The organism is Candidatus Binataceae bacterium (assembly GCA_035508495.1).
GTDB lineage: Bacteria > Desulfobacterota > Binatia > Binatales > Binataceae > JASHPB01.
In genome coordinates, this window is record DATJMX010000085.1 from 1 (window position 1) to 26,851 (window position 26,851).

The 26,851-nt window shown below is 62.0% G+C and carries 30 protein-coding genes; 14 read left to right on the top strand and 16 right to left on the bottom strand.

Annotated elements, in window-relative coordinates:
* From VMA09_24065 to modA, 4 genes are all read right to left on the bottom strand, one after another.
* Positions 1-220: thioredoxin-like domain-containing protein (locus tag VMA09_24065; GenBank protein HUA36702.1), on the bottom strand; the 220-nt coding region annotated here is incomplete at its 3' end.
* Between the two features lie 102 nt (positions 221-322).
* Positions 323-1,504 (bottom strand): molybdenum ABC transporter ATP-binding protein, encoded by a 1,182-nt coding sequence (gene modC / locus VMA09_24070; GenBank protein HUA36703.1) that lies wholly within the window; start codon positions 1,502-1,504, stop codon positions 323-325.
* The gene (gene modB / locus VMA09_24075; protein ID HUA36704.1) at positions 1,486-2,166 is read right to left on the bottom strand and encodes a molybdate ABC transporter permease subunit; all 681 of its coding nucleotides are present in this window, start codon (positions 2,164-2,166) and stop codon (positions 1,486-1,488) included. Before modB ends, modC begins: the two co-directional genes overlap by 19 nt.
* 1 nt (position 2,167) lies before the next feature.
* Entirely contained in the window at positions 2,168-2,992 is an 825-nt protein-coding gene (gene modA / locus VMA09_24080) for a molybdate ABC transporter substrate-binding protein (GenBank protein ID HUA36705.1), read from the bottom strand.
* A gap of 74 nt (positions 2,993-3,066) precedes the next feature.
* On the opposite strand from modA, the gene VMA09_24085 reads away from it, so the two are divergent.
* Positions 3,067-3,270 carry a TOBE domain-containing protein gene (locus tag VMA09_24085; protein ID HUA36706.1) on the top strand — a complete coding sequence of 68 codons (204 nt, stop codon included), beginning with the start codon at positions 3,067-3,069 and terminating at the stop codon, positions 3,268-3,270.
* Positions 3,267-3,800 carry a molybdopterin-dependent oxidoreductase gene (locus tag VMA09_24090; protein ID HUA36707.1) on the top strand — a complete coding sequence of 178 codons (534 nt, stop codon included), beginning with the start codon at positions 3,267-3,269 and terminating at the stop codon, positions 3,798-3,800. The genes VMA09_24085 and VMA09_24090 overlap by 4 nt, the downstream gene beginning before the upstream one ends.
* Positions 3,801-3,844: 44 nt before the next feature.
* Here the strand turns inward: VMA09_24090 and VMA09_24095 are convergent, their stop codons facing one another.
* The 3 genes from VMA09_24095 to cysK all read right to left on the bottom strand — a co-directional run bounded on the left by VMA09_24095 (position 3,845) and on the right by cysK (position 7,067).
* Entirely contained in the window at positions 3,845-4,231 is a 387-nt protein-coding gene (locus tag VMA09_24095) for a DOPA 4,5-dioxygenase family protein (protein ID HUA36708.1), read from the bottom strand.
* An 11-nt stretch (positions 4,232-4,242) separates the two neighbouring features.
* Entirely contained in the window at positions 4,243-6,030 is a 1,788-nt protein-coding gene (locus VMA09_24100; GenBank protein HUA36709.1) for an NADPH-dependent assimilatory sulfite reductase hemoprotein subunit, read from the bottom strand.
* A gap of 89 nt (positions 6,031-6,119) precedes the next feature.
* The gene (gene cysK / locus VMA09_24105; GenBank protein ID HUA36710.1) at positions 6,120-7,067 is read right to left on the bottom strand and encodes a cysteine synthase A; all 948 of its coding nucleotides are present in this window, start codon (positions 7,065-7,067) and stop codon (positions 6,120-6,122) included.
* Positions 7,068-7,146: 79 nt separating this feature from the next.
* On the opposite strand from cysK, the gene VMA09_24110 reads away from it, so the two are divergent.
* The 5 genes from VMA09_24110 (at position 7,147) to VMA09_24130 (ending at position 11,505) form a co-directional block, all read left to right on the top strand.
* Complete coding sequence (locus VMA09_24110) at positions 7,147-8,217, top strand: LLM class flavin-dependent oxidoreductase (protein HUA36711.1); 1,071 nt, start codon at positions 7,147-7,149, stop codon at positions 8,215-8,217.
* A gap of 34 nt (positions 8,218-8,251) precedes the next feature.
* A complete protein-coding gene (locus VMA09_24115; protein ID HUA36712.1) occupies positions 8,252-9,136 on the top strand; it encodes a TIGR03620 family F420-dependent LLM class oxidoreductase in 885 nt (294 codons plus the stop codon).
* Between the two features lie 76 nt (positions 9,137-9,212).
* Complete coding sequence (locus VMA09_24120; protein ID HUA36713.1) at positions 9,213-9,776, top strand: sigma-70 family RNA polymerase sigma factor; 564 nt, start codon at positions 9,213-9,215, stop codon at positions 9,774-9,776.
* A 2-nt stretch (positions 9,777-9,778) separates the two neighbouring features.
* Positions 9,779-10,618, top strand: a complete 840-nt coding sequence (locus tag VMA09_24125; protein HUA36714.1) for an anti-sigma factor — start codon at positions 9,779-9,781, stop codon at positions 10,616-10,618.
* A gap of 35 nt (positions 10,619-10,653) precedes the next feature.
* Entirely contained in the window at positions 10,654-11,505 is an 852-nt protein-coding gene (locus VMA09_24130) for a hypothetical protein (protein HUA36715.1), read from the top strand.
* Here VMA09_24130 and VMA09_24135 read toward each other — a convergent pair.
* Together VMA09_24135 and VMA09_24140 are read right to left on the bottom strand one after the other, a co-directional pair.
* Positions 11,472-11,843 carry a DoxX family membrane protein gene (locus VMA09_24135; protein ID HUA36716.1) on the bottom strand — a complete coding sequence of 124 codons (372 nt, stop codon included), beginning with the start codon at positions 11,841-11,843 and terminating at the stop codon, positions 11,472-11,474. The two genes, VMA09_24130 and VMA09_24135, sit on opposite strands and share 34 nt — an antisense overlap.
* A gap of 84 nt (positions 11,844-11,927) precedes the next feature.
* On the bottom strand, positions 11,928-13,565 hold the full coding sequence (locus VMA09_24140; protein HUA36717.1) for a DHA2 family efflux MFS transporter permease subunit: 1,638 nt from the start codon (positions 13,563-13,565) through the stop codon (positions 11,928-11,930).
* Between the two features lie 99 nt (positions 13,566-13,664).
* Here VMA09_24140 and VMA09_24145 point away from each other — a divergent pair, with 99 nt between their 5' ends.
* Positions 13,665-14,312 (top strand): TetR/AcrR family transcriptional regulator, encoded by a 648-nt coding sequence (locus tag VMA09_24145; protein HUA36718.1) that lies wholly within the window; start codon positions 13,665-13,667, stop codon positions 14,310-14,312.
* A 15-nt stretch (positions 14,313-14,327) separates the two neighbouring features.
* Here VMA09_24145 and VMA09_24150 read toward each other — a convergent pair whose 3' ends face one another.
* The 4 genes from VMA09_24150 to VMA09_24165 form a co-directional block, all read right to left on the bottom strand.
* Positions 14,328-15,392, bottom strand: coding sequence for a CAP domain-containing protein (locus VMA09_24150; GenBank protein HUA36719.1), 1,065 nt, complete (start codon positions 15,390-15,392; stop codon positions 14,328-14,330).
* Positions 15,389-15,787 (bottom strand): hypothetical protein, encoded by a 399-nt coding sequence (locus VMA09_24155; protein ID HUA36720.1) that lies wholly within the window; start codon positions 15,785-15,787, stop codon positions 15,389-15,391. Before VMA09_24155 ends, VMA09_24150 begins: the two co-directional genes overlap by 4 nt.
* A 97-nt stretch (positions 15,788-15,884) precedes the next feature.
* Positions 15,885-16,229 carry a hypothetical protein gene (locus VMA09_24160; protein ID HUA36721.1) on the bottom strand — a complete coding sequence of 115 codons (345 nt, stop codon included), beginning with the start codon at positions 16,227-16,229 and terminating at the stop codon, positions 15,885-15,887.
* Positions 16,230-16,237: 8 nt separating this feature from the next.
* A complete protein-coding gene (locus VMA09_24165; protein ID HUA36722.1) occupies positions 16,238-16,699 on the bottom strand; it encodes a hypothetical protein in 462 nt (153 codons plus the stop codon).
* 32 nt (positions 16,700-16,731) lie between these two features.
* Between VMA09_24165 and VMA09_24170 the strand changes: the two genes are divergently transcribed.
* From VMA09_24170 to VMA09_24185, 4 genes are all read left to right on the top strand, one after another.
* Positions 16,732-17,964, top strand: a complete 1,233-nt coding sequence (locus tag VMA09_24170) for an MCT family MFS transporter (protein ID HUA36723.1) — start codon at positions 16,732-16,734, stop codon at positions 17,962-17,964.
* 153 nt (positions 17,965-18,117) lie between these two features.
* A complete protein-coding gene (locus VMA09_24175) occupies positions 18,118-18,573 on the top strand; it encodes a DUF1772 domain-containing protein (protein ID HUA36724.1) in 456 nt (151 codons plus the stop codon).
* Between the two features lie 320 nt (positions 18,574-18,893).
* Entirely contained in the window at positions 18,894-19,772 is an 879-nt protein-coding gene (locus VMA09_24180) for an aminoglycoside phosphotransferase family protein (protein HUA36725.1), read from the top strand.
* A gap of 365 nt (positions 19,773-20,137) precedes the next feature.
* Complete coding sequence (locus VMA09_24185; GenBank protein ID HUA36726.1) at positions 20,138-20,608, top strand: isoprenylcysteine carboxylmethyltransferase family protein; 471 nt, start codon at positions 20,138-20,140, stop codon at positions 20,606-20,608.
* A 2-nt stretch (positions 20,609-20,610) separates the two neighbouring features.
* Here VMA09_24185 and VMA09_24190 read toward each other — a convergent pair whose 3' ends face one another.
* The 3 genes from VMA09_24190 to VMA09_24200 all read right to left on the bottom strand — a co-directional run bounded on the left by VMA09_24190 (position 20,611) and on the right by VMA09_24200 (position 23,288).
* A complete protein-coding gene (locus VMA09_24190; GenBank protein HUA36727.1) occupies positions 20,611-21,348 on the bottom strand; it encodes a 2OG-Fe(II) oxygenase in 738 nt (245 codons plus the stop codon).
* Positions 21,349-21,573: 225 nt separating this feature from the next.
* Positions 21,574-22,464, bottom strand: coding sequence for an alpha/beta hydrolase (locus VMA09_24195; GenBank protein HUA36728.1), 891 nt, complete (start codon positions 22,462-22,464; stop codon positions 21,574-21,576).
* A gap of 32 nt (positions 22,465-22,496) precedes the next feature.
* Positions 22,497-23,288: a glucose 1-dehydrogenase gene (locus VMA09_24200; protein ID HUA36729.1), complete on the bottom strand. Its 792-nt coding sequence runs from the start codon at positions 23,286-23,288 to the stop codon at positions 22,497-22,499.
* Between the two features lie 135 nt (positions 23,289-23,423).
* Between VMA09_24200 and VMA09_24205 the strand changes: the two genes are divergently transcribed.
* Positions 23,424-24,608: an LLM class flavin-dependent oxidoreductase gene (locus VMA09_24205; GenBank protein HUA36730.1), complete on the top strand. Its 1,185-nt coding sequence runs from the start codon at positions 23,424-23,426 to the stop codon at positions 24,606-24,608.
* Between the two features lie 36 nt (positions 24,609-24,644).
* Positions 24,645-26,726, top strand: coding sequence for a cation:proton antiporter (locus VMA09_24210; GenBank protein HUA36731.1), 2,082 nt, complete (start codon positions 24,645-24,647; stop codon positions 26,724-26,726).
* The last annotated feature ends 125 nt before the right edge of the window (positions 26,727-26,851 follow it).

Here is a 26,851-nt window from a genome sequence, read left to right on the forward strand (position 1 = left end):
TCTCGTTGGCGAACTTCGGTGAGTGAACTCCGATCACGACGACCTGGTCGGGATACTTTTCCTCGATGCGCCGCAGTGTCGGAATGATCTGGATGCAGTTGATGCAGCCCTCGGTCCAGAAGTCGAGAATCACCACGCGGCCGCGCAGGCTCGCGATCGTGAAGGGCGCCTTCACGTTGAACCATTCGAGTCCGGGAAGCGCGATTTCAGGTGAGTTCATTTCCGCAAAACTCCGTCTCTCCGCAACAGTGTTCGCAACCAGCCATGCGATCGCAACGAAGGCGAGCATCGAAGCGACCCGGGCTCGATTCGAGCCTCGCACTTACGACCCGCCGTCGCCAGTTGCCACCAGATTGCACGAATAGCTCTTGATCACGAGCCACACCGGCTTGCCCCCCTCGAGGCCGAGCTCGTCGCACGCACTCGGCGTGACGTGAATCTCGAATCGCACGCCAGCCTCAACTATCACGACGACGCGAACGCCTTCGTGCCGAACTTCGATGACGCGGCCTTTGAATGAGTTACGCGCGCTGAGTCCATGCGGCCGCTCGGCGCTGATGATGATGTCGCCGGCGCGGATCGCGATGCGCACCGGCGCTCCGATCGCGTCGCGCGTCAGCGGCACCTCGAGTTCGCGCCCGTCGCTGCCGAGCCGGCACAGCATCGTTCCCTGCCGCTCGTCATGCGCCAGCACGACGGCGTCGAACACGTTCTCGAATCCGACGATTTGCGCAATCGTTTCGTGACGCGGCGCGCTCAGCACTTCGTGCGGCATTCCGCGCGCGATCACCCGGCCCGCCTGAATCACGACGACGCGCTCGCCCAGCGCGAATGCCTCGTCGGGAGAATGGGTGACGTAAAGAATCGGGATGCGATGCTCGGCGTTCCATTTGCGCAAATCGTTGATGATGTCGGATTTCGTCGCATTGTCGAGCGCGGTCAGCGGTTCGTCGAAGAGCATGATCGTTGGATCAGTGACGAGCGAGCGCGCGAGCGCCGCGCGCTGGCGCTCACCGCCGGAAATTTCGCCAGGCTTACTTTTCAGCAGATGCGTGATGCGAAACGAGCTGAGCGTGGCGTCGATCCGCGCCCGCCTCTCTGCCGCTGGCAGTTTTGCGATTCCATAGGCGACGTTCTGCTCGATCGTCAGATGCGGAAAGAGCGCGAGCGTCTGAAAGAGATAGCCGACACGGCGCTCGGCAACCGGCAGATCGACGCCCGACGCCGAATCGAAGAAGAGTCGCGAATCCAGCTCGATACGGCCCGCGTCGGGACGCACCAGGCCTGCGATGCAATTGAGGATCGTAGTTTTGCCGCCGCCTGACGGCCCCAGCAGCATCGTGAAGCCGGCCGGAATTTCGAAATCCGCATCGAGCGCAAAACCGCTCGCAGCGTTGCGAACGATTCGCGCGCGGAGCGTTGATCCAGATCGCGGCACAATTTTCTCGGCGGACACGTCGCGCAGGATAGTACCCTTTGCGGCGTCTAGCGATGCAGCGGCCATACGGCCCAGACCCTGCGGTTCACGGCGTAGGTGATTGACAACGTGATGAACGAGAACGCCATCAGCAGCAGCGCCATCTGATTCGCCGCGGCATAGTGCAACGCCTGCACGTTGTCATAGATCGCAATCGACACGGTCTTGGTGATTCCGGGGATGTTGCCGCCCACCATCAGCACGACGCCGAACTCGCCCAGCGTGTGCGCGAAACTCAACACCACGCCGGTCACGACGCCGCTTATCGAAAGCGGCAGCACGATACGGAAAAATGTCTTCAGGCGCGATGCACCCAGGATCGCCGAGGCGTTGATCAGCGTCGGATCCACCTGCGAGAACCCGGCGACCATTGGCTGAACTGCGAACGGCAGGCTGTAGATTACCGACGCGATCGCGAGGCCCTCAAACGTGAACGCGAGGCCATGGCCGGTGAACTCGCGATACCATCGGCCGATCGGACTCGTCGAGCCGAGCGCTACCAGCACGTAGAAGCCCAGTACCGTGGGCGGCAGCACCAGAGGCAGCGCGACAACCGACTCGACCAGGAACTTGAGGCGCCAGCGCGAGAAGCTGAGCCACGTCGCGATCGGCATCCCGATCAGGAGCAGCACGCTGCATACGACGACCGCGAGCTTCAGTGTCAGGAATATCGCACCCCACTCGATCATGTCAGTTCGAGGCGCCCGCGGCCCCGGCCGGCGGGATGAAACCGTACTGGCTCATGAGCGCGACGGTACCCGGGCTCTTGAGATATTGCAGGAACTGCTTCGCTAACTCCTTGTTACGCGCGGCCTTGATGATGACGACGGCCTGGACGATGGGCGGATAGTCGCTGGTCGGGACTTCGACAAAGCGCCCCCTGTCCTTCATTGCCGGAGCGAGCGCGAGCGACAGCGCCAGGATTCCGACATCGGCGTTGCCGGACTCGACGAACTGCGCAGTCTGCGAGATATTCTCGCCCAATACGAATTTGCTCTTCACCTGATCGTAGAGGCCATCATGCTTGAGCGCCGCGACGGCGGCGGCTCCATATGGCGCGTGCACGGGATTGGCGATGGCGATTTTTGAGATCGATGGATCGAGCAGCGCCTTCAGCCCCTTGCTCAGATCGAGCTTGGAATTCGTCGGCACCCAGATCACGAGTTTGCCGGTCGCATATTCGTAGAGCGTGCCTGGCTCGGTCAGACCCGCAGCCTGAAGCTTCTCAGGAAAGGCCACGTCGGCGGAGAAGAACATATCGAATGGCGCACCGTTTTTGATCTGCGAAAAGAAATTGCCCGACGAGCCGTACGCGATCTTCACCTTGTTGCCGGTGTCCTTCTGGAAGCGCGCGCCGAGATCCTTGAATACGAACGTCAGGTCGGCCGCCGCCGCGATGGTGATTTCGCCGGCATCGGCGCGCGGGCTCTGACCAGGCGTCAGCAGAAGCAGGGCGACAGCTAGACAGATCGTTGCTATTTTGGGTTTCGTTACGACTTGAGTCGAGGCTTGCATCACCTCAATGCTATGCCATCATCCAAGCGCAGTGACAACGATTCTGGCTTAGAGCACCGGGAGAGGAAACGACTATGGCACTGAGCGCGCGCAATCATCTCAAGGGCGAAGTCACCGAAGTTCTGCTCGGCACAGTGACGGCACTCGTCACCGTCAAGGTCGGCGACAACATCGTCGAGGGCGTGATCACCAAACGGAGCGCCGAAGAGATGGGCCTCAAGAAGGGCGACAAGGTCACCGCCGTCATCAAAGCGACCGAGGTAATGATCGAGAAGTGAACGACGGGTTGAAGTGGCAGCGCGTGATCCGCGCGGCGATGCTCATGATCGTCGCCGCGGTGCTCCTCGCGACGCGCTGCGCAGATGCACAGACCTCGCCGGCCGTCGCGCTTCAAATCGATGGCGCGGTCCCGAATCGTCTGGAACTAGGCGCGGGCGAGCTCGCAGCTCTGCCGCGCCATAGCGTGAGCGTTACCGACGAAGCCGGCGCGTCAGCCACTTACGACGGCGTTTCGGTTATCGAATTGCTGCGGCGCGCCGGAGCGCCGCTCGGCAAAGAGCTCAAGGGCGCGAAGCTGACGCTGTGCGTGATCGCGCGCGGCTTCGATGGCTACCGGGTCGCGTTCGCGCTCGCCGATCTCGATCCGGGAATCGGCGATCTCGATGTGATCGTCGCCGATCGGCGCAATGGCAAGAGCCTCGATTCACGCGAGGGGCCGCTGCGGTTAGTCGTGCCGAGCGACAAGCGCCACGCGCGATGGGTCCGGGGAGTTATTTCGCTTTCGCTCGAGAACCCGCGCCGATCTTGAGAGAAAAATCTCGGTACAAAGACATAAAACAAAGAACTCACTCCTTAGTGTCTTTGTGCCCTTCGTGGTGAGTTCTTCGTTTTTCTCTCGAAAATTCCAAGGCGAAGTTTCAGCTTCTCTCCGAGCCACAGCGCGTTGAAAGCGTGATCGGTGTAATCGTCGCCGGTCTCAGGATGAACGAGGATCGCGAGGCCGCCGCGATTCAGCATCAGCCACGGCACCAGCCGCGGAAATTCCTGCGGCGCGAACTTCACCTGGTACATCGACTGCGGATGCGGCCCGACCGGCTCCTCGCGCCATCTTCCCAACTCAACATCGAAGCGGCGGGGCAGGGCGCGCCGGATGCGCTCCGCTATCGGACGTGACTTTTTGTCGTAGTAGATGTGAGCGTGATAGCCGCGGATCTTTTTGACGTCAGCAGTGTGCGGCATCGCGGATTTCCTCACTCCGCCGGCATCTCGGGCAATGCCTTGAGCGCGGCGTCTTCCATCCGATGCAGAAAATCTCCCGCCGGCAGGCGTTCGGGATTGCGATCGCGAATTCCGCGCGTGAGGCCCTTCAGCGCGGCGATGAGTTGCTTCTCGGCAAGGCGCGGATAAAGGACGCGAGCCAGGCGGCTGCCATTGCGCGCGCCGCCGACATAAAGGACGTAGTCATTTTTGCCGTAACCGATGATTCCAATCTCGGCGGTAGTTGGACGCGAGCACGAGTTCGGACATCCTGCCATCCGAATCAGAACATCAACGTTGCGAAGGCCGGCGCCTTCAAGCTCGCGCAGGTAGCTCGGCAGCGCGCTCTCGGCATGCGTCATCGCGAGACCGCAAGTCGGCTTGGCCGGACAGGCCATCGCGAGTTTCTCGATTGGCGCGACCTGATCGCCGAATGCGATGCGATTGTCGGCGAGCGCGCGCTGGACGAATTCGCGCTGCGCGGCCGGAATATGCGTGAGAAGTAGATCCTGGTTGGGAGTCACGCGCACTCCAACGCCATCAATCGCTTCGATGATTTCGCGGATGCCTTGGCGATACCGCGCGCTCTCGTCTTTCAGGCGGCCACTCGGAACGTGCACGCCGACATAGAACAGATCGCGATTGCCCGCCTCGGGATACCATCCGAGGAGATCGCGCACCGGCGGCAGTGGCACGGGCGCGGCGTCTTCGAGCGCGATATTGAAATGCTGGCGCATCGCGGATTTCACCTGCTCGACGCCGAGCCGGCGCATCGTGTACTTCCAGCGCGCCGCACGGCGATTCTTTCGCTCGCCATTGTCGCGTTGCATGATCACGATCGCGCGCACCGTGTCGAGGATCTGCTCGCGACGAACGCGGCCGAGATGGAGCGCCAGCAGCGGCATTGTCGCGGGATTGTTGTGCGTCATGCCCATCCCGCCGCCGCTGTAAACGTCGTAGCCGATGATCTCGCGCCCCTTCATAACCGGCATGAACCCGAGATCCTGCGTCAGCAGATCGATACTGTTGTCGCGCGGATGCGCGAAACCGATTTTGAACTTGCGCGGCAGATAATGTGGCCCATAAATCGGCTCCTCGGCGTCGAGCGGTGCGATCTGGGTGCCAACTTCGTCAGTCAGGAAGACGCGGTAGTAGGATGACGTGCGCGGCGCCAGCTCGCGCGCAACTTCGTGCGCGATCGTCCGTGAATTGAGGGGTAGTTCGGCGTCGAGATCGTCGATCGGGCTCGCGACCGTGTTGCGATTGACGTCGCCGCAAGCGCCGAGTGTCGTTAACTTATAGCCACTGTCGCGATACTTGCCGTTGAGATGGCGGATGATCGCGGCCAGATTCGCGCCGCGCACATGATGAAACTGGATGCCTTGGCGCGCGGTCAGGCGCAGGCTGCCGTCGCCGTATCGCCCCGCAGCGTCATCGAGCGCGAGCCATTGCTCGCGCGTGAGCTCGCCGCCGGCGGGATTCTTGAGCCGCACCATGAAAACGAAGTCGCCGGTCTTCTTGCCGCTCTCGTTGCGGATGCGCTGCTTGTAGATGCCGAAGTGCTTGGACAGCTCCTTGGCCTGCTCGCTGATCGTCTCGGCCTCGCGCGCGCTCATCGCCTCGATTTCGGAGTGGAAAGTGTGGCGGCTGCCGTCGGGTGCCCTGACGTAGAAAAGTCCGTCGCTGGCGCGCTTGAGGTGCTCGACCTTCGACAATTCTACTTCGGTCGCGCTGGATAAAGTGATGGCTTCGCCGTGCGGCGAGCGTTTGTCGCTGCTCAAATCAACACTCCGGATCGAGAAAGCCGCAACGCAGGCGGCTATCCCCTCAGTATCGTAGAGAATCGCGCGCGAATGAAGCGCCGGCAGCTTTAGTCGAAGAGCGCGGTGCTGAGGTATCGCTCGCCGGAATCCGGCAGCACGACCACGATCGTTTTGCCTGCGCTGGCGGGCCGTTTCGCGATCCTCGCCGCGACTGCGACGGCGGCGCCGCATGAGATTCCAGACAGGATGCCTTCTTCGTGCGTCAGGCGCCGCGCGTATTCGATCGCTTCTTCGTTCGTGACCTGCTCGATCTCATCGACCAGCGACATGTCGAGAATGTCGGGCACGAAGCCCGCGCCGATTCCCTGAATCTTGTGGCCCGCGGGCTTGAGCGGCTGGCCCGCGCGGAACTGTGTCAGTACCGGGCTGGCGGTCGGCTCGACGGCGACCGAGACGATCTTCTTGCCCTGGGTATTTTTGATGTAACGCGAGACGCCGGTGATTGTGCCGCCGGTGCCGACGCCAGAAACGAAAATGTCGATCGCGCCTTCGGTGTCGTTCCAGATTTCGGGTCCGGTCGTTGCCTCGTGAATCGCGGGATTCGCCGGATTTTTGAATTGCTGGAGCAGGATGTAGCGGCTCGGATCGGATGCGACGATCTCCTCAGCCTTGCCGATTGCGCCGCTCATCCCCTTCGCGCCTTCGGTCAGCACCAGCTTGGCGCCATACGCGAGGAGCAACTTGCGGCGCTCGAGGCTCATCGTCTCGGGCATCGTGAGCGTGAGTGGAATCTTCCGCGCCGCCGCGACAAACGAGAGCGCGATACCGGTGTTGCCGCTGGTCGGCTCGACGAGTTCTTTTCCCGGTCCGAGCAGACCGCGCTTCTCGGCATCCCAGACCATCGCTGCGCCGATGCGGCATTTGACGGAATAGGCGGGATTTCGCCCTTCGACTTTGCCGAGCACCGTGGCCGGTGCGCCATCGATAACGCGGTTGAGCCGCACCAGCGGCGTATGCCCGATCGATCGCGAATTGTCTTCGTACCAGTGCGGCATGAGATTCTCCTTTCGCTCGGGCGCGTGCGCTTCTGGCCCCGCATCATGTTATAGAATGCGCGAAGCGGGGCGAAGCATCATGGCCAATCAAATACTCACCTGCACATGGGCTCCCACCACGCTGAGTGTGCCCAAGCTGACGCATCTGGCGAGGGAGCGCGCGAAGCCGCTCATCCCGGAACTGAGCGGTGACGCTCTGCAGAACTTCCTGCTCAAGCCCGTTCTCGCCGCGGAGCAGCTCGGAATCGACTACCTGCTCGTGGCGCAACGATGGTGGGGCACAGGGCAGGAAATCGAGGGATCTTCGTATGATTGTATCGCGATGACCGCCTTCTACGCGGCGCGCACGCAACGCATCAAGTTGATTACGGCGATTCATCCGGGATTCTTCATGCCCGCGCCGATTGCGAAGTGGGGCGCAACGATCGACCGCCTCACAGGCGGGCGATGGGCGATCAACGTGACCTCTGGATGGCACGAAGCCGAGTTCGGGATGTACGGCGCCGAGCTGGTCGAGCATGACGAGCGCTACGTGCGCTCGCGCGAGTTCATCGACATCCTGCGCGGCGCGTGGTCGCGCGACGATTTCAGCTACGAGGGCCGCTACTATCGCGTTGCGAATCTCAGGCTCGAGCCGCGCCCGTCAACGGATGCGCTCGAGGTATGGCAGGGCGGACAGTCCGAGACCGCGCGCGACATGGCCGCATCGCATTCTGACTGGATGTTTCTCAACGGCGGGCCACCCGAAAAGATCGGCGCGATTATCAGGGACGTTCGTGCGCGAGCGGAAAAACGCGCGCGCCGCGTCCGCTTCGGCCTCTATGCGATCCCGCTCTGCCGCGAGACCGATGCGGCCGCCGACCGCGACATCGCGGCGATGCTGAGCTCAATCGATCCCAAAACCATCGAGCAGCGCAAAGCCCGCACCGGCGGCGCGCAAGGAATGTGGAGCTCGCACGCCGATCCGCTGACCCATCTCGACACCAACGAAGGCTACGCCAGCAGGCTTATAGGCCGCCCGCAAACGATCGTCGAACGGATGCTCGAGTTCCACGACCTGGGCATCGAATGCTTCCACGTCGCACTCAACGATCAGCTATTCAACCGCGAAGTCCTGCCCGAGATTCGGAGGTTAACTGCGAGTCGATAGATAAGGACGACGCCGAGGGATGAGGAATACATCGATGAATCTGAAAACGGCGGGGGCTTTTGCGCTTACTGATTCGATGACCGGGGCTCAGCTCACCGCGTATGTGCGCGAGGTCGAGCGGCTTGGATACAGCTCATTCTGGTTTCCTGAGGCGTTCGGCCGCGATCCCTTCGCGCTCGCGGCGCATCTCCTGAGCGTCACGGAGAAGATTGTCGTCGGCACCGGTATCGCGAACGTCTGGAAGCGCGAGCCGATCGCAATGATCGGCGCCGCACGCACTCTTACCGAGCTTTACCCTGATCGATTCATACTTGGCGTTGGTGTCAGTCACGGTCCGATGATGGCGCAGCTCGGGATCAAATACGCCAAGCCCGTCGATTACATGCGCGATTACCTGGCGCGGATGAAGGCCGCTCCCTACTCGGCACCGCGCGCGAAGTCCGACCCGCCGATCGTCATTGCCGCACTGATGCCGAAGATGCTCGCGCTCGCGGCCGCGGAAACTCACGGCACCTTCCCGGTTTACATCACGCCGGAAAAAACCGCACAGATGCGCCAGTCGCTCGGCGCAGACAAATGGATTTGCGTTCAGCAGGTGGCGCTGCTCGAACGAGATACCGCGAAGGCTCGCAGCGCCGCGCGCAAGGTGCTCGCGTTCTACCTGACGCTGCCGAACTATCTCGCGAGCTTCAGGACGATGGGATTTGGCGACGCGGATTTCGCAAACGGCGGCAGCGATCGCCTGGTCGATGGCCTGATCGCATGGGGCGACGAGGATACGATTCGCAAACGCGTCGATGCTCACTACGCCGCTGGCGCGACACATGTCTGCATTACCGCCGTGCCGTCGGAGGGCGCGTCGCTGGAGCGGACGATCCTGCCCGATACTCACGCACTCGCGGCGCTCGCGCCTCGTTGATGAGCTATTGAGTTACGGGGCAACAGGCTTCATACCAATCTGTTAACGTTCTTCGCGCGTATCTCGATTGGGTGAAGTGGCCAACGGACAAAAACCTGAGCCGACCGACCGCGAGCTGGTTGCCGCGATGGCGCGTGGCGATGCTGACGCGCTCAAGGCGCTCAGCGCGCGCTACAGCAGGGTGCTCGTGGCGCTCGCGCGGCGTATCGTTGGCAACGACGCCGACGCCGAGGAAATCGGCGCCGATGCGCTGTGGCAGGCATGGCGCAGCGCGGGCACGTTCGATCCGGCACGCGGTTCCGTTTCAGTGTGGCTCGTCACGCTCGGACGCAGCCGCGCGATCGATCGCCTGCGCGCGAACAAGTCGCGCGAGTTTCGACCCGAGGCGAACGATATCGCCGCGGAGACCACCGATCCTCGCGACGATATCGATCTGGCGGAACGTGCCGTTGTTGTGCGCGCTGCACTCGCGCAACTTGAGTCCAACGAGAAGACCGCGCTCGAAATGGCGTACTATTCGGATCTGTCGCAATCCGAGATCGCGACGAAGCTCGGAATTCCCTTGGGTACGGTGAAGACTCGAATCCGGAGCGCGATGATCAAGATGCGCATGGCGCTTGCGCATGGCCGAGGCAATTAGCGGTGGAGCACGAGGAAATAAAAAATCTGCTGCCGCTGGCCGCGCTCGATCGGCTCGATGCCGATGAGCAGCGCCTACTGGACGAGCATCTTGGCGAATGCGCTGAGTGCAGCGCCGAGTTGCGCGAGTTTCGCGAGACCGCCGCCGCTCTCGCAACGGCTCTGGAAGCGCCCGCGGTCGAAGATCGCATATGGAATCGCCTCGAGGCGCGCCTGAATCCTGTTCGCTCCGCTTCGCCGATCAGCAACCGGCAGGCTGCCGTGCGACGCGCGACGTTATGGCGTCCGGCAGCGCTGGTGATGACCGGCGTTGCGGCGGCAGCCTCGATCTACGCATTCGTGACATCGGCGCGTCTCGGCAGCATCGCTCAGCAGCGCTCGCAGGAGTTGGCATCGCTCAACCAGGAGATCACGAACCTGCACTCAGACCTCTCCATGACCCATGGTGAGGTCGCGATTTTTCGCCGCGTGCTCGACGAGCGTCAGCGCCTCCAGAAGGTCCTCACGCAACCCGATCTCCAGCTGACGCGGCTCGCGCCGCTCAAAGCCGCGCCGCACGATGCGCGGGCGATCGTTGCGGTCAGCGCTGCGAACCACGCCGCGATGATCCAAGTCAGCGGCCTGCCGTCGCCTCCGTCGGGCAAGACCTATGAGCTGTGGTGGATCACCAAGGAGAGCGGTCCCATTGCCGCGGGATTGTTCGGCACCGCGGCGGATGGCGGCGTGGTTGCCAAGGCCGAGCTTCCTCCGCCCGGCGAGCACGTGATCGCGACGGCGGTCACGCTCGAACCCGCAGACGGCGTGAGCAAGCCGACCGGCGAGATGTATCTGAAGGGAAGCTGAGCAATCCATGCGGTTGGCGCGCTCGTATCTTCGGCATGAACAACCTGTCTGTTGTCGAGAATCGCGAACGCTTCGACCTTGATAAATATTTGCGAGTTGCGGGCGCTACGCGTCCGGAACTGTTCGATTGGTCCGCGCCCGGGCCGCGGCTCGACGACGATTCGCTCTTCTGTCTCGGTTACATGATGGACATCGAGTTGCACACGATTGTCTACATGCGCGAGATGCTCTCGACGCAGGTCATCGAGGACCCTGCGATCACGGCTTTCCTGTCGTGCTGGGGCTATGAAGAATTTTTTCATTCGCGCACGATCGCAAAGCTGCTCGAGAGCCAGGGGGCGAGTATCGACGAGCAGCGCTTCGTTGAGCTCCGCCAGCGCAGGGCGGCCGACCACCTCGAGCAGAAAGTCGCGCGAATCGTGTCGCGGCTCACGCGGCATTTCCCTGCAATCCACATGACATGGGGCGCAATCAACGAATTGTCAACGCTCACCGGCTACCAGGCGCTTGCCGACCGCGCGCGGCATCCGCTGTTGACGACGGTGCTGTCGCGAATCATCAAGGACGAGCGCCGTCACTTTTCCTTCTACTTCAACCAGGCGCGAATCCGGCTCAAGGATCGCGCAGCGCAACTCCTGACCTCGTTTGCGGTGCGGCGATTCTGGAGTCCGGTCGGGAGCCCCGTGCGCGGCGATTCCGACATGCGCCACGTATGCCGCACTTTATTCAGCGATGCGCGTGGTCCTGGCCGCCTCGCACTGATCGACTCGACGATTGCGCGGCTGCCCGGCTTCGAGTGGTTCGACCTCGCCTCGCGACGATGCCTGGGTGCATCGCCGCGCCAAGCGATCAATCACGCGAACAGGCTGGCGAACGCTGAGCGATAGCTCCACGCGAGGAACAGTTCGATGAGGCATACGACGATCGCGATCGGCAATCCGCCGGGCGCGAGGTTCGCGTGGAAGAAAAAGATGTTGATGACGACCGGCGCTAACACGGTGAGGGCAAATGGAACCGCGAATCCGATCAGGAGAAGTAAGCCGCCGATTACCTGTGCCGCGAACATCAGCGGCAGCACGTAGCCGGTCGCCGCGAGCGCACCGAGGAACGCACCTGCCGCGGCAGGCATCGGCATGTTCGGGATGAAATGAAAAAAGCCGTTGAGGCCGAATATCGTGAATACCAGTCCCAGCAGCAAGCGGAGAATCAGCGTCAGTGTTTTCATTCACGCCTCCCGGTAGATGAGCGAGTCCACGCCCAATCTACCGTTGCGCGCGCGCCGCACAAGATGCTTCGTGATGTGAGGTGGTCAGTGGGCGGCGGCGCCGCCAGCCGGGCGGAATCTTCGCAGCAGTAGAAACGCGGGCACGAATACCGCCGCGAGTATCGCCATCATGCGATAGATGTCGTTGTAGGACATCAGCGTCGCCTGCGTCTGGATCGTGTTGTAAACCATGCCGAAGCCCTGATGCTGACTCGTAGCAAGTCCCTGGATTAGTCCGAGATGCGGCGCGCCGGGTGCAGCCGCTGCGGTGCGGTCGAGCCGCCACGCGTCGAAAATCGTGAAGTGCTCGGTAAGGTACGACTGATGAACCTGCTGGCGGCTGTTGAGCATATTGGTGACGAGCGAAATTCCGATCGCAGAACCGGTGTTGCGCATCATGTTGTAGAGGCTCGCCGCGTAGCCCATCCGCTCGCGCTCGACGCACGAGAGCGTGGCCGCGGACATCGTGGGGAAAATCAGGCCGCTGCCGAGACCGGAAATGAAAATCGGCACCAGCACGTTGTGCATCCCAACGCTGAGCGTCCAGTGCCCCATCTGCCACAAGCCGATCGCGACGATCGCGAATCCAACGCCGACCAGAGGCCGCGTATCGACAGCGCGTCGGGAGAGCTGACCTATCAGCAACATCGAGATCAGGGTGCCGACGCCGCGCGGCACCACCGCCAGGCCCGCCTTCCACGCCGAGTAGCCAAGCAAATCCTGAAAGAACAACGGGTTCAGCAGGTTCGAGCCGTAAAGCACCAGCACCATCGCCATGATGATCATGACCGAGACGTCGAACATCGGGATCTTGAGGATGCTGAGATCGAGGATCGGCTCGGGGAAGCGAATCTCGTGGAAGACGAGGAGCACGAGCGCGATCACCGCCGCCGCCGTAAAGACGCATACCCATGCCGACGCGAACCAGTCGGCGCGCTGTCCACGATCGAGCACGATCTGCAGGAGGCCGAGGCCGAGTGCCAGGTACGCAATGCCGAGATAGTCGATGCGGCGCGCCTTGGCGCGTGAGGCTTTCAGGTACGCGGGATCGTGCACGAAGATGTAAACCATGATCGCCGCGAGAATTCCGGTCGGCAGGTTGATGTAGAAATTCCAGCGCCAGTTCCAGTTGTCGGTGATCCATCCGCCGAGCGTCGGGCCCAGCACCGGCGCGACCATCAGGCCGACGCCCCATGTCGCCATTGCAAGTCCCTGCTCGGCAGGCGGAAACGTCTCCATCAGGATCGCCTGCGACGAGGGAATCATCGCGGCGCCGGCCGCCCCCTGGATCAGCCGAAAGATGACAATCTGTGTAAGCGAGCCGGCCGCGCCGCAGAGACCCGACGCGACCACGAACACGAGCACGGAAACCAGAAAGTAGCGCTTGCGGCCGAAGCGCGCGGAGATCCATCCCGTCAGCGGAATCATGATTCCGTTGGCGACGATGTAACTGGTCAGGATCCAGGTGACCTCGTCGGTGCTGGCGGAGAACGTGCCCTGCATGTGCGGCAGGCATACGTTGACGATCGAAGTGTCGAGCACTTCGAGCGTCGCGCCGAGCATGACGGCGATCGCGACCAGCCACTTGTGCGAGCCGGCGCTTTCGAGTTCGGGCCTGGGCGCGGGCCGCGCGTCGCCCTCAGCGCCAGGCGCGCGAGGGGGTGATGATACCGCAGTGGCCATGAAGCAGACGACTTACGCGGGCAACTCCGATCGGACAGAGGGCGCCACCGCGCCGCTCCTCCTTGAATGATGACTGACTGGTCGGTTATTATCAAGGGCATGCCGAGAGTAGCCGCTGCGCACCGCGAGGAATACGCGGAAGCTCGCCGCGATCAGATCCTGGAGGCGGCGCTGCGCATCTTCGCCGAGAAAGGCTTCGCCGAGACCACGATGGACGAGGTCGCCGCCGACGCCCATCTCGCCAAGGGCAGCCTCTATTTATATTTCCCGACCAAGGAAGAGCTCTTGCGCAAGCTGCTCGGACGCTTCACGTTGCTGCCCGATCTGCCGCAGATCATGGAATCGATTCGCGAGCTGCCGCCGCCCGCCGGTATTCCGAAACTCGTTGCGCAGATCTGGCGCCGCTTCGCCGATCGCAAGGAGCTGGCGCGCGTCGTCGTGCGCGAGATTCACAGCAACGCCAAGCGGGCGCGGCTCTTCAACGAGGAAGTCGGGCTCCGCGCCTATCGCCTCGTCGCCGACTATCTCGCGAAATGGATGAAGCGCGGCGAGCTGCGGCGCGCCGACCCGCTCGCCATGGCACAGTGTCTGATTGGGATGCTGTGGTTCTTCCTGCTCTCGCAGGAGCTGATGAGCGGCAAGGAAATCCATCCGTTGTCGGATAACGCGATCGGACGGATGGTCTCGGAGTTATTTCTCGAAGGCGCCGGTCCTCGCTCCACAGCCCGCCCGCGAAAAACCAAGTAGCTATTGCGTCGTCTTTTATTGCCCGACCGTGAACGACCACGAATACGGCTTCGAGTCGGCACTGATCGAAACCTGGTAACGGCCCGGCTTGAGCGGTTGGCGCGCAATGACGAGCGCCGCGCCCCATCGCGACAGGACACGGCGCGCGGTCGCGTCGCCTTCGCTATCGCCCGAGAACGATTTCGCGGTAACGACGCAGCTTTCGACTTCGGTTCCATTTAGTGACAGCGAGTGATCGGTCACCTCGACCGAGCCGCTCGGACCGTTGCCCTGGCCGAGCTGAAGCGAGATTCCGAATCCAGTCGGCGCGGAATAATCGGGGCAGGCTTTGATCGCGTTGGGCCAGTCGGTTCCATCGTAGGCGCTGAGACTGACGGTCGAGCCATCGGGCGGGAACTCGACCGGCGACTTCAGGTGCTCTATCGCGAAGGGCAGCGGCCCTTCGTCAGCGTTCCACATCCTGTCATGCTGCTCGCCCTCGTAGAGCTGAAGGAAACGCGCTTTCTCGAGGCCGACGCGCGCCGTGATGACGACGGCACATTGCGAATCGGTGCAATATCCCCCGACGCCGATCCGCTCGAGCTGCGGACTCAGCACGCCGACTATTGAAGTGATCGGCATCGCCACCAACTGATCCATGTACTCGGTTCCGGTGATATCGAGTCTCTTCGCACTGAGCACAACTGCGTAATACGCTGCCGATGCGCCGGCATCAGTATAGAAAGGCTTGCCCTTATCCTCCGTCAGCCACGGCGCGAGCGGCGGGCTCTCTTCATTATCATCCTTGTTCCCCTTGGGCTGCGGCTTGGGTGCGTTGACCGATATCCGCTTGTCTTTTAGCGTGAATGAGCCGCCCATGATTCCGTTCGCAACCAGATAGCGCGCATGAAGGGCGGCGCCGTTGCTGAGTCCGGGATCAAGCCGGAGCGGCGGCAGCTTTGCCATCGCGCGATAGTAGTTGGATCGCGCGTGCCCGCTCGCGATGAAATCGGCCACGCCGGCATTGGGATCCGCCGCGCGCGCGGGAGCGGCGAGCATCGCGGCGATCGCGAGCGCTACAACGAGGCGGACGACTTTCACTGGCTGACAGGCTCGGAGCACAAGCCCTTGGAGCGCAGAAAGGCAACACCGTCATCGGAGATCGCCGGACCGCGCGCCACGCTCGCGTAAGTCACCGACTGAAACTTTGTATTGATTCCGCAGTGAACCGTGATGTCGGGAGCGCCGTTCGGCATGTCGATCGGTACGGATACGTCTTCGGTCATCGGCTGGTTCTGCTCTTGCATCCGTTGGTCGGCATCCATGCCGTTCATCGTCACCGTGCCATGCCGGACTTCGCCGCATATCCGTGCCGCGTCAATCTTGCAGCCTTTCGCGGCGAGACTTGTTTCTGTCTGGTTGCCGCCGACGCTGCATCCCACGACGAGCGATAACGAAATCAGCATTACGAGCGAGACAAGCTTGCGACTTTTCAACGGGCGCACCCCCTCTATGGCATACCGTCAATATTAAACAGTCAATCTGTTACCAGATGATCGCCCGGCGATCCAAGCCCTGACCCGAAGTGAGCGGCTACGAGCAGTAGCCGTTGGAGCGCAGGTAGATCTGGTCGTTGAAGGTCAGGTTCGAGGGCTGGGCGATGCGAACGTAGGTGATCGATTGATCGCCGGTGTTGATACCGCAGTGCACGTCGATGTTCGGCTCGCCCATCGGCATCCGAATCGGCACGATGAGCTCCCGGATCACGTTCTGGCCGGGCGTCGAGGCGAAAGTATGCCGCATGTCGTGGCAGATTCTCGCCCCGTCGATCGCGCATCCGTTGGACGCCACCGGCTCCTCGGATATATCGGCCGTCGGGCCGCATGCGACGCATGTCAAGGCGATCAAAATTGACAGAGCGACGATCGAAATTCTCACCGGCAATCTCATTTTGCGGCTGCGCAATATCCTTTCGAGCGGAAGTATTCTGCCGCGCTCTCGGTCATGTCCGCGTCGCTCAGGACCGAGGAACCGAGCACCGCCTTGCTCTCGACGTCGATCTGGCATCGAATCGTGAAGCTCGCGCCGTTTTCGGGAACTGTGACCGGCGCGTAAACGTTGCGCGTCAGCCGCTCCTGCGCCTGCATCACAGGGGTCATCACAAGCGTCTTGCTCACCTCGGCGCAAATTTTCGCCGTATCGATATTGCAGGTCTTTGGCATCGTATCGCCAGCCGGCTTGTTGCGCGCGCCGCAGGCCGCAAGCGACGTCGCGATCAGGATGTAGAGCGCTGCCCGCGGAATTCGCGTCGTCATTTTTCTCAGCAAAAGCATCGGCCGCAGAACCCGACGCATCGTGGCAGACGCGTACTCTTGCGACCAGTCGCGCGGATTCGCCAGCGCTTGCATCGAACGCGGCGGTCGGCGAGTTTGCAATCCGGATGCGACTCGATTCGGATTTATCTGCGGCGGGCGACGATCGCGTGCAGGCGCTGCCGCGGTTCGAGCTGTTCGACTCGCCGCGCGCGTGGCGGATGGTCGCCGCCGCGTTCCTGGCGATGTTCGCCACGTATGCGATCGCCTACAGCTTTGGCGCGTTCTTCAAGCCGATGGCGGCGGAGTTCGGTGCGGGACGCAGCCGCACCGCGATCGTTTTCTCAATCACGGTCTGTATCTGGTCGATGCTCGGCACGGTGACGGGCCATCTGAGCGACCGCTTCGGCCCGCGTATCGTCGTGGGCGCGGGCGCGATCCTGATGGGCGTGGGACTGCTCTGCACCGCGGCGATTCACGAATTGTGGCTCGGCTATATCACTTATGGTCTCGGCGTCGGACTCGGAGTCGCGTGCGCCTACGTGCCGATGGTCGCGGTGGTCGGAGGATGGTTCCTCAATCGGCGCAACACGGCGCTCGGAATCGCGGTTGCGGGAATCGGCTTCGGCACGGTATGCGGCGCGCCGTCGGCCGCATGGCTGGTGGCGCACTTCGGATGGCGGATGAGCTACGTCGTGCTCGCCATCGTCTCGGTTTTGATCCTCGCCGGCTGCGCCTACGTCGCGGAGCGGCCGCCGGTTCACGTCACGCCGTCGAAAGTAAATCTCGGCGAGGCGATTCGCACGCCGGCCTTCCGCTTGCTGTACGGCGCGCAGGTTCTGAATTCGATGGTGCTCTTCGTGCCGTTCGTTTATCTGCCGGCTTACGCTCACGATCACGGCGCGAGCGAAGTTGCGGCCGCCGCCCTGGTCGGAACGATCGGCGGCGCGAGCGTGGCAGGCCGCCTCGGACTCGGCGCGCTCGCCGATCGCGCCGGCGTGATCCGCCTCTACCAGGCGAGTTTTCTAGTGTTGGGCCTCAGCTATCTGATTTGGCTGGGCGCCGCATCGTACACCTGGCTCGTAGTATTCGCGCTCGTGATGGGCGCGGGCTACGGCGGCTTCGTCGCGCTGTCGCCCGCAGTGCTGGCGCATCTGTTCGGCACGCAGCGCCTCGGGTCCGTGATGGGCGCGCTCTACACGAGCGGCGCCTTCGGCGCGCTGGTCGGCCCGCCGCTCGCGGGCTGGGTCGTCGACGAAACCGGCAGTTACCGAATCGCGATTGCAAGCGCATTCGTGATCGCGATGGCCTCATGGGCAACGCTGCTGCCGCTCACAAAGTACGAACTTCGTTCGACCTAGAATCGCGACGCGCCGGCGTCATTCCGCCCTCGGCTACATCTGCCCGATGAATTCGAACGAAGTCAAAAGGCCACGACTGCTTAATACGAGTGTCCACCTGATCGGGCAATTTCAACCCTAACTCTCAGTCTGTAGGTGTTAGAGGTCCTCGTGATGGAAGTCTTGAATGTGATTGCGATCATCGTAGCGGGACTGATGGTAGGGGATGAACTGGCGATCGCCCTTTTTGTTCATCCGACTCTTGATCGGCTTCCAGATGATGTCCATCTGCCCGCGGCAAGCGCCCTGGCTCGCGTACTCGGGAGATTCATGCCGTTTTGGTACATCCTTGTATTCCTGCTTACTTCAGCTGAGGTCCTGATCCGATGGCACATCTCAGATAGCCTACCGATACGGATCACCACGTCGGCCATTTTGTGGGCGTTGGCGAGCGTCTATTCGATCGCCGCTCTGGTGCCGATCAACAATCGAATTGCATCCTGGGCAAAGGTCACTCCACCTGCTGATTGGAAGACTTTTCGGCGCAGATGGGACCTGCTGCACCGCTGGCGTGTTGTGCTCCTCACGATAGCTTTCGCGTTTCTCATCATAGGAGTCGTTAGTAAATAGACACCGCTAAGCTTTCTTCTAATCAGTGCTTGCACCAGGTCGTCGGCTGCTTAACCTTAGTGTCCACGAGATCGGCGCAACTTCAAAAACAAACCCTGGCGCTCAAACTTCCCTTCCCGTGCGAGAAGGGAAGGAGGGTTAGGTTGATTTCTGCTTGCTCACGCGCGTGAAGAACCCACCCACCAGGCAAACGACCTAACCCCTACCCGCACGGGAAGGGGGACCCGAGCAACCGCGTCCAGCGGCCATTGACGGACTGATTTCTCGAAGTGAATGCTTGAGTGCGCCATCTACAAGATTGCCGCAGAATATGATCCCGAATGGCAATGCAACCAAAAATCTCACGTGACGCGGTCGCCGCAGCGATGGGCGTAGCTACGGCGCTTGGCCTGAAGGCTAATGACGCGATCGTGCTTCACGACTCAAACAAGGTCACCGTGCGCCTGCTACCGTGCGACACTATTGCTCGGGTCGCGAAGAAGCGCATCAGGCGATGGGCGGAGTTCGAAGTCGAGCTTGCCCAACGGCTCGCGGAAACCGGGAGCCCGATAGCTGCGCTTGAACCTCGGGTCGAGCCGGGTGCCTACGTGCGTGGCGGGTTCGTCGTCACGCTGTGGACCTACTACGAACCCGTGCGGTTCCCAAAGTTCACTCCAGCCGACTACGCGCATGCGCTCGAACGGCTGCATACCTGCATGCAGCCGATCGATATCGGTACCCCGCACTTCACGGATCGAATCGCCGACGCCCAGCGGCTGGTCGGAAACCGTGAGCAGACTCCGGACCTCGTTGACGAGGACCGTGAGCTTCTCAGCAACACTCTACGAACCATGAGGCAGGCGATCGGCGACCGCGGCGCACCAGAGCAACTGCTGCACGGCGAGCCACACTCGGGCAACCTGCTCAGGACGAAGAAAGGGCCGCTGTTCCTAGACCTCGAGACATGTTGTCGCGGGCCAGTCGAGTTCGACCTCGCTTACGTGCCGGACGAGGTGAGTGCTCTATACGCGAGCGCTCACCTCGAACTGCTCCGCGAATGCCGGATCCTGATGCTTGCGATGGTGGCGGCGTGGCGCTGTGATCGAGCCGACCGACTCCCCAACGGGCGAGAAGAAGCGCGAAAATTCCTCAGCGAGCTCCAGCAAGCACTGTCGGGGCTACCTTTCTCGACCCCGTTGCCGCCCTCGACTCATTCCTGAGTCGCCGGGATCATTCACACCGGCCTCGCCGTTCTCATCGGGGTTAGCAATGGCAGCGCGCCGGATTTCGCTCTGCGTCAATAGGCAAAGCCCTTTACAAGTCCTGCTGGAAGCAGGCTTCTTCTTGGTATTTCGTCACTCTGCGCGCTGACATAATTCTGATAGTCTCGCCTCCTTCGGCATAGGCTACACAGTGCCTTTCGGAACGCCCGCTCGCCCGCGGCATTAACCTCAAGCGAAAAGCCGGCGGCACAGACTTCCCTTCCCGATGCGGGAAAGGAAAGAGCGAGCGCGTCCAGTGACCGAGGGCGCCGGATGAACCGCGAGGCATGCGGTTTGCTGATTGTTCTGATGTGACTACTCAGATGCAGGACAATCCCGGTGTGATTGCGCGGCCGCCTCGCATCTTTCTTGGCTTTCTTGTGATTGGGCTCGTACTCGATCGGGTATGGCCCGCAGTCGGCGCTGCGCAGCTTTTTGGTGGCGGGTTGCGGTTGGTCCCTGCGTTGATACTTGTTGCGATCGGAGTCACGACGATGACGCTTGCGATTCGGCAGTTTGGCGCCGCCGGCACGAACGTGCCGACTCCGCTGCCTGCCAAAGCGGTCGTCACGACGGGCCTCTATTCCTACTCGCGCAATCCGATTTATTGCTCGATGATCCTGATCTACTCGGGACTCGCGATCGGGGCGGCGAGTGTCTGGAGCTTCGTTCTGCTCGTCCCGGTGCTTCTGCTGATTCGCTATGGCGTGATTGCGCGCGAGGAGCGCTATCTCGATGGGAAGTTTGGCGCTCCCTACATTGAGTATCGGGCGCGCGTGCGGCGCTGGATCTGACCTTACTTCGCGTCGTGGAAGATTATGCCGAGGGCGAAGCGTTCGCCGGTCCGGATCGTGCTGACGCCGTGGCGGACTGCGACGCGATGGTGGCCGCGCGTGCCTGCTACGGGGCGATAGCGATTTGGAAAGATGATCGCCTCGCCTTGGTCGAGCGCGATCGCTTCGCCGCGTGATTGTGCGCGCGGGCGCTGCTCGACTAGCAGCAGCTCTCCGCCTTCGAAGTCGCGGCCGCGACGGCTGAGTGCACAGGTGAACTGGAGCGGGAACGCGAGTTCGCCGTAGAGATCCTGATGCAGGCAGTTGTAGCCGCCCGCCTGGTAGCGCAGGAGGAGAGGCGTCGGCCGCTCCTGTCCTTGCTCGTGGCATAGCTCCAGGTAGCACGCGAGCGTTGCCGGGTATTGCGTATCGTCGCCGAGCAACTCCGCCCATCGATTTGCGAGCGGCACCAGATGTCCGTAAAGCGCGGTGCGCGCCGTCTCGATGATCTCCGGTAGCGGGCGTGCGAAGTATTTGTATTCGCCGACGCCGTAGCGCAGACGTTCCATCACGATTCGATTGCGAAAGCGCTCGCGCTCCGGGTACATCGCGGCGAGCGTCTCGCATTCGGTGGGTTCGAGCACGCGTCCTGCTAGTGCATAGCCCTTGGAATCGAGGTCGCTCTCGATACGCGCCCAATCGAGACTATCGATGCGTTGCGTCATGCTGAGAGTCTGTGAATCAGTCCGCGTGCGCTTCATTTTTGTGTCGTCCCTTTGTGTCATCCCTCGACGTCGCTCGGGATGACAGAATTGGATGGCAGCCAAACAATCAAAACGATTGAAAAGCCATTTTCTTCACAAATTCTCGGGATGACACAAAGAACGACCGCACCGAAAATTCACGGACTCTCACCGTCACAGAAGCGCCGCGGGCGCGGCCCGAAGACCGCGCCCGCGCGCCAGAGCTTTGTTCGGATCGTTGGGTCATTTTGTGTTGGCGCGCACGAAGGCGCCGATTTTTTCGATCGCATCCTTGCCCTCGTCGAGCATCGGCGCGAAGAGCTGAAAGACGTGGATCATCTTCTCATACGGATCGTAGGTGACCTTCACCCCGGCCTTGCGGGCGCGCTCTGCCAGGCGCGTCGAATCGTCGAGCAGAGTCTCCGCGGTGCCGACCTGGATCAGCAGCGGCGGCAGTCCCGCGAGATCGGCGTAGAGCGGCGCGGCCAGGGGAGTGCGGGGATCCTTGGCGCCGAGATACCACTTGGCCATCTGGATCAGGCCCTGCTTCTGCACCATCGGATCTTCGCCGGCCTTCGACGTCATCGAATCGCCGATCCCTTCCATATCGATCCACGGCGAGAGGCATACGCCCGCGCCGGGCGTGGGCAGCTTCTGATCGCGAATCGCAACGAGCGTTGCGACCGTGAGGCCGCCGCCCGCGGAGTCGCCGCCGATCGCGATTTTCGCCGGGGCGATTTTCTGATCGAGGAGCCATTTGTACGCCGTCACCGAATCCTCAACCGGCGCGGGGAACGGATGCTCGGGCGCGAGGCGGTAATCAATTACTAAAACCCTGGCCTGGGCCGCGCGTGAAATCTTCCCGGCCATCGCGCGATGCGTGTTGATCGAGCCGATGACGTATCCGCCGCCGTGCAGATAAAGAATGGCGCGTGACGCGTCGGCGTTGGGCGCGGATACCCATTCGGCGGGAACGCTTCCCGCCTTCACCGGCTCGTGCTTGACGTCGGGGTCGGGCGGCAGAAAGTTAGCCATCTGCTCGAAACCGGCACGTATCTGTTTGACGTCGGGCGAATCGAGTTGCGGCCCGGACTTGAGCATCTGGATTAGAGAATCGAGTTGTTGCAGCGACATGGGATACCTCCCGCTAAATTTGCGTTATTGCGTTACCAATCCGAGCCTTGTCCCGTGAGACTCGGCATCCCGCTATGCGCCCAGAGGCCGCCGTCTGCCACGAAGAACGCGCCCGTCACGAACGAGGCTTCGTCGGAGGCGAGGAACAGCACGACGTTGGCGATCTCCTGCGGCTCGCCGAGCCGGCCCATCGGAATCGCCTCGCGGATGCGGCCGACGATGTCGGGGCGCGAGTCTTCCATGCGAAGCAGCGGCGGCGTTCCGATCGGCCCGGGACATACGGCGTTGCATCGGATTCCTTTGCGCGCGTACTCGATGCCGGTGACACGGGTGATATTCACGACGCCCGCTTTGACCGCGTTGTATGCGCCGAGGCCGTAGTCTCCGGCGAGGCCCGAGACCGACGCGGTATTGACGATTGCGCCGTACTTGCGCGGCAGCATCACGTCGAGCGCGCACCTGGTCGCGTACCAGTAGGCGGTGAGGCCGACGTCCATAGTCTTCTGCCAGCCTTCGAGCGTGAGCTCGCCGATACGGCCGACGGTGGTGAAGATCGCGTTGTTGTGCAGGATATCGAGCTGGCCGAACTTTTTGGTCGCGAACGCGATCATCTTTTCGATCTCGCTCGTGACTCCTATATCGGCGCGATGAAATTCGGCGGTGCCGCCGGCTTTGCGGATTTCGGAGACGACGCGGTTGCCACCTTCGTCATTCAGATCGACGACCGCGACCGCCGCGCCCTCGCGCGCAAACGTTTTGGCCGTGGCTTCGCCGATGCCGGATCCGGCGCCGGAAATCAGCGCGACCTTATTCTTGAGACGCATTTCGTTTACCACGCAGGTAGTAGATTCGCCGCGAGTATAACTCCGCCCGTGCCGAACCTACAAAGCGCAATTTCGCTTGCCGACTCGGTGTCGGGAGTTTTAGAGTCGGCGCGTCGTATCGCACGGAGATTCGTTATGAAAGTATCGCTCTTCTATCTGCCCTCGGTCGGAAACAAATCACAAATTGAAAAAGGCCGCGTCGGACTGAACGGCGCGCTCTACGATCAGATGCTGCGCGAGCTGACCGCGCAAGCGCAGCTGGCCGACGGTCTCGGCTACGACTCGATCAGCTTCACCGAGCATCACTTTCACGTCGAAGGGTTCGAGATGTCGAACAACCCCGTGCTGCTCGATTTGTACATCGCGATGCAGACCAAGCGGCTGCGCGTCGGGCAGCTCGGGATCGTGTTGCCGTCGCAGAATCCGATTCGCGTTGCAGAAGATATCGCGATGCTCGATCACATGACGGGCGGGCGCGCCAACGCGGGCTTCGCGCGTGGCTACCAGCGGCGATGGGTCGATATCATGGCGCAGCAGACCCACGGCATTCATGGCGCGCAGCCAAATCAGCATGACGAGATCGACGCCGCGAACCGCGCGGCCTTCGAAGAGAACTTTCGCATCATCAAGCAGGCGTGGACCCAGGACTTCATCAACTACGAGGGCCGCTACTGGCGGATTCCGCCCGGCGAGACGCCGTGGCATATCGACGCGACGACGAAATGGGGCGGCGGCGTCGAGAATGGAATCGTGCGCGCCGTTTCGGTGGTGCCCAAGCCGGTGCAGAAACCGCATCCTCCGATCTTTCAGCCGTTCGCGTCGTCAGAGCGCAGTATCAAATGGTGCGCGCAGGAGGATGTGACCGCGATTCTGCCGCCGCTGCATCCGAGCCTCGAGCGGCACCTGTGCGACGTATACGCCGAGGTATCGCACAAGCCGGTCGGCGAAGGGATGGGCGTGCTGCGCGACGTTGTGATCGCGGATACCGACGAGGAGGCGCGCGCGATCTGGCACGACAGCGGATACTTCTGCGGCCACGAATGGTTCGAGCCGTTCGGCTTTTCGGAGGGCATGAAAGATCCGAAGACGGGCGAGACCGCTGACCTGTGGAGCAACGGCCTCGCGTTCGTCGGCACTGTCGATACTGTGACGCGCCAGGTCGAGCATCTGCTGAAGCGGCTGCCGATCAGGTGGGTGTTCGCGTGGATGTATAACGGCCTCATGGCGCACGATCGCCTGATGAAGTCGATCGAACTTTTTTGGACCAAGGTGCTGCCGCGAGTTTCAGACGTGCGCCAGGCGGCTGAGACTGATAGATAGTTAGCGCCGCGGGCCGGATGGCCGATCGGCTGTCGCATGCTCGCAACGTTAACCACGAGTAATTTCCTTGAGGACCTCGCGATGGTGCTCTGCGTCGGCGCCATCAGCACGGTGCTGTTCCAGGCGATGCGGCAGCCGATCGTGGTCGGCTATCTCGTCGCCGGCGTCATCATAGGCCCGTACCTGCCGATTCCGCTGCTCGCCAATTACGATCGAATCCACACGCTCTCCGAGCTCGGTGTGATCCTGCTGATGTTCGCGCTGGGGCTGGAATTCAGTATCCGCAAATTGCTGCGTCTCGGGCCGACATCGGGCTTCATCATGCTGATCCAGGTCGGGCTGATGCTGTGGCTCGGCTACATATGCGGTCGCGCACTGGGTTGGACGCAGCTCGAGAGTATCTTCACCGGCGCGCTGCTTTCGATCTCGAGCACGACGATCGTCGCGAAGGCATTCGACGAGCTGAAGATGCCCGAACGGCTGCGCGACCTCGTCTTCGGCGTCCTGCTGATGGAAGACCTCGCGGCCGTAGTCGAGCTCGCCATCCTGACGGCGCTCGCGTCGGGTGCGGGGGTGTCGGCGCGGGACTTGGGGGCGACGGTTGGGCGGCTTGCGATTTTCCTTGTGCTGCTGATTGGAATCGGCATTCTCGTCGTGCCGCGGATCATCAAGCTGGTCGTGAAATTGCAGCGGCCCGAGACGACGCTAATCGCAAGCATCGGGATTTGTTTCGCATTTGCGATCATCGCCGAGCATGCTGGCTACTCGGTTGCGCTGGGCGCGTTTCTCGCGGGCTCGCTGGTTGCTGAATCGGGGGACGTGCATCAGATCGAGCATCTGATTGCACCGGTGCGCGACATGTTTGGCGCGGTGTTCTTCGTCTCCGTCGGGATGATGATCAACCCATACCTGATCGCCGAGCATTGGGTGGCGCTGATCGTGCTCACCAGTGCCGTGCTGATCGGCAAAGTCTCGGGCGTGACGCTCGCTTCGCTGATGAGCGGGGCGGGAGTGAAAACGTCGGTCGAAGCCGGGATGAGCCTTGCGCAGATCGGTGAGTTCTCGTTCATCATCGCCGGCGTCGGACTTCAGCTCGGCGCGACGCGCGATTTTATCTATACGATGGCGGTAGCGGTGTCCGCGATCACGACGTTTCTGACGCCGTTCATGATCAAGGCGGCGGTGCCCGTCGGCGAGAGCATCGCGAGTCACTTCCCGGAGCCGGTCGGAGCGTTGCAGTCGCTCTATGACTCCTGGATGGAACGCATCAAACATCCGCGTGCCGCGAGCGACAAGCTTCCCGCGATTCACTGGCCGATTCTAATCGTCGCGGTCAACGCAATAATCATCGGGGCGCTCCTCATCTACAACGAATTCGATCCGTCGAATATCACCGGCCGAGTCGCGCAGATGATCGGCGTGCCGTACTTCGACGCGGGCCTCGGCGTCGATCTCGTCGCGCTCGCCCTGTGCGTCCCATTCGCCGCCGGAATTTACTATGGGTCGCGGCGACTCGCGACGGCGCTTGCGATGCGCGCGATTCCGATCGCCAAGCGCCGGACCCTCGAGGTCGAATGGGAAAATGCGGAACGCGCGCTCATCGAAATGCTCCAGCTCACGATTCTGCTCGGCGTCATGATGGGATTGCTGGTCGTTGTGCAGCCGTTCATGGAGCCGGTCGAGGGTATCGCGATCATCGTCATCGCCACGGTGCTGATGGCATTTGTGATCTGGCGCAGCGCGCGCCTGATGCAGGGCCAGATGCTCGCGGCTGTCGATCTGCTGACGGCATCGCTTGGCGGCAAGCCGGCGCTCGACGATAAGGTAAAGGTTCGCGAGCACGAAGTCCCAGGTCTGGGATCGCTCACCGCAGTAAGAGTGCAGCCAGACGCGCAAGCTATCGGGCGCTCGCTAAGCGAGCTCGATTTGCAGGCCGCGACCGGCGCGACTGTGGTGGCGCTGGCCAGAGGGGGCGGCGATTACGCGGTGCCGGAGCCAGACCTGGTGCTACGCGAGGGCGACGTGCTGGAGCTGGCAGGGTCATCAGACTCGGTAGCCGCGGCAGCGTCGTTCCTGAGCAAGCGACCAGCCGCTGCCGCAGCAGGATCGATCGCGTAGCCGAAAAGACGGCTCGGGGATCCGCTATTTTCACGAGTTGTCCGCGAACTCATGATGGTGGTCTGCCATTGATCGTGGGTTCGGGCCGAAACGTTCATCCTTACCGCGCGGGCCTCGAATGCGAT